Raw genomic sequence first — 2687 nt, 5'->3', positions numbered from 1 at the left:
CAATAATATATGCTTTAAATAGATTGAGGGTAAATTGTGTTTTTAGGTTGCTTTATTTTATTTGTTTTGTATTTATAAAAATTATTTTCTAGAATTATTAACTGTGGAAGGAAGCTAATTAGAAAAAGATCTAGATAAAAAAGGACGGTAAAGATTATGAAACTATCAGCAATCAATGTCGCTTTAATATGTTTGTGTTTTTTAGGAAATACACATGCTACCGATGACTGGAGCTACCGCTGGAAAGCATCAAGCACACGATCTAGTGAAAACCTTTATCAAGCCAATTTAATTGAGCTTATGGATTCTGATTATTATTCTGGCTTGGGAAAAACAACGTTAAATACCACCAACAATGTAAATACCACCAATAATATTGAAACGCAAAACAATACCAGTTCAACGTCGATTGGAGCACTCGATACCTCGACGAACTCACTCACAATTAATGGTTCAAATAACAGTGGTATAAAACTTTCAACCTCTGCCTTTAATGAAGGGTCAATCAATTCGAGTACACAACAACAAAATCAGAATTGCCCTAATTTAAGCACTCACTCGGACGTACCACTATGCTGAATCTTACTTCCAATAAAATCAAAATATCTTCGGTGGGTACCACGATATTTTTCAGCGCTTTCCTGAGCGGTTGTACTGGCTTAGCGGTTTCAAATAAAGAACCTGTAAGCCTCGTTCAAGGGCCAGCAATTACAGACATTTTTACTCCTTTTGACATGGCATTGTCGTGTTTAAAAGGTCAAATACGCAATGACGTCAATTTTTCTGTAGGTGCCATTTTAGATCAGACAGGTAAGGATGTCGTGACTGACGGTGGCACAGGTAAATTGGTCACTCAAGGTGCAGGAGATATGGTGCAGTCGGCCTTGTTCCGTGCGGGTGTGAGTTTACTCAACCGACGTGACCCACGCATTATTGAAAGTGAAGCCAAATGGGGGATTCGTGATCCGCGTATGATTCAAGCTTCTAATTACTATGTGACAGGCAGTATTAATAGTTTGGATTTTATCCCAGGTGGTGGTTTTGATATGCAAATTGGTGGAGTAGGGCCAAATTACAGTCAGACCCGGATTATCGTTGGTCTTGATTTGTCCTTAACCGATGCACGTACCAGTAAAGTGGTGGGGAATGTATCTTTGCAAAAACAAATCGTCGCGCAAGATTACGGGATTAGCGCGGGTCGTTTTGCAGGACGAACACTTTTAAACATTCAAATTGGTAAAGGTGAACGTGAAGCAACCAATTTTGCACTGCGTCAAATGCTCAATCTAGCCACGTTTGAGCTGCTTAGTCAGGTCGTGCCGCCATCCACATTTGAAGGCTGTCGTAACACCATTCCACCCGAATTTGGGCGTTTAAGTCTCACCCAGAGTTCGGTGGCACTCTACAAATATAAAGAGACACAGCAGCAAAAAACACCAGTGACCAGTGGCGTGACAGAATCCTCACTGACCAAAACAAATCCGTCGACTGAAAAAAATAAACCGGCCAATGTACCCAATAAAGATATACAGCCCATGAAGGAAAAAGAATCGAACTTGATTAGTAATCCAGATGGCGATTCTGAACTGAATAAGAAAGATCTGATCAAGTACATCAGCATGAAACCAGTGGTTACGCCACCAGCGAAAGTGGTTTCAGAAAACAGTGATGCTGAACAAGAAAAACTCCTGACCGATGCGGTACCTGGGTTTGAAGACAACTACTGGTCGAGCATTCAGCGCGACTAAAGAATTTGCAGTAAATGGGCTCGCTACCATTATAAAAAAGAAGTACTCAGCGAGGAGTACTTCAAAACAAAAAAGGAATACAACTATGAAAACGACTATCACAAAAATTGCCTTAGCCGCAGCCTTCCTTTCAACCGCAGCTATGGCGAATGCATCCCCTATGCAGATCAGCGTTAATTCAGGTGCGACAAGTGTCATCAATGCATTAGCTCGATATGCAGATAACACGACCAGTACCGCATTTAATGTCGCTGTGAATACAGGTGATGTAAATGCATCTGTCAATACTTTGGGAGCATTCAACTCACTCAGAAATGTTGGAGATACCATTGCGGTTGAAACATCTGCTTTAGGTGCAGCCAATACTGGCGATATTTATTTGGAACAAGGCAGTTTGAATGCTACTAGTTCTGGTGCAGTAGCAGGGTCTATGGCTGCAGCTAGTGCTGCTTCAGGAACTTCGGGCTGGGGTTGGCATTCAAATAGTAGTTCTTACGGTAGCGCATTTAACTCTGCTTATGGAGCGAACTTTGAAAACACACTCGATGAAACACTCAGCAATTACAGTGCGGCAAACATTGCCTACAACTCAGGTTCAATTGATGCATCGGTCAATACCGCGGGCTTAGTTAACCGGATCAATGGTATTAGTACTTCCGCAGTGGGTGCAGTGAACACAGGTGGTATTTCTGTTGTTGTGAAGTAATACCCTCACATTTGATTCTACAGGGTCCTAACTTTAGTCATATTGTTAGGCCCTTCTTTATTTTAAAACAGCCATCGAGTAATTAATTTTAAACGTTTTCTAGATTTGAGTCTGCTTTACAGTCATACAATTACATATCGTTATAAACGACATAAAAAAACCCCTATCTTTCGATAAGGGCTTTTTAGAATCTGGAGCGGGAAACGAGACTCGAACTCGCGACCCCAACCTTG

Annotated in this window: 3 protein-coding genes; all 3 read left to right on the top strand. The window is 41.3% G+C overall.

Annotated features, from left to right (window positions below):
• The first annotated feature begins 156 nt into the window (after positions 1–156).
• Positions 157–579: a hypothetical protein gene (locus ADA42_RS02550; RefSeq protein ID WP_004941648.1), complete on the top strand. Its 423-nt coding sequence runs from the start codon at positions 157–159 to the stop codon at positions 577–579.
• A complete protein-coding gene (locus ADA42_RS02545; RefSeq protein ID WP_048763442.1) occupies positions 573–1748 on the top strand; it encodes a CsgG/HfaB family protein in 1176 nt (391 codons plus the stop codon). The genes ADA42_RS02550 and ADA42_RS02545 overlap by 7 nt, the downstream gene beginning before the upstream one ends.
• An 85-nt stretch (positions 1749–1833) precedes the next feature.
• Positions 1834–2454 (top strand): hypothetical protein, encoded by a 621-nt coding sequence (locus tag ADA42_RS02540; protein WP_048763441.1) that lies wholly within the window; start codon positions 1834–1836, stop codon positions 2452–2454.
• Positions 2455–2687 lie beyond the last annotated feature (233 nt).

This window comes from Acinetobacter sp. 243_ASPC (genome assembly GCF_001054715.1).
Lineage (GTDB): Bacteria > Pseudomonadota > Gammaproteobacteria > Pseudomonadales > Moraxellaceae > Acinetobacter > Acinetobacter soli.
The sequence above is the reverse complement of the archived record's forward strand: the minus strand, read 5'-3'. Positions and strand labels throughout refer to the sequence as shown.

What these genes read in the sequence shown, in the direction of transcription:
- ADA42_RS02550 (WP_004941648.1), top strand. Translation starts at nt 157, where the DNA reads ATGAAACTATCAGCAATCAATGTCGCTTTAATATGTTTGTGTTTTTTA.
- ADA42_RS02545 (WP_048763442.1), top strand. Translation starts at nt 573, where the DNA reads ATGCTGAATCTTACTTCCAATAAAATCAAAATATCTTCGGTGGGTACC.
- ADA42_RS02540 (WP_048763441.1), top strand. Translation starts at nt 1,834, where the DNA reads ATGAAAACGACTATCACAAAAATTGCCTTAGCCGCAGCCTTCCTTTCA.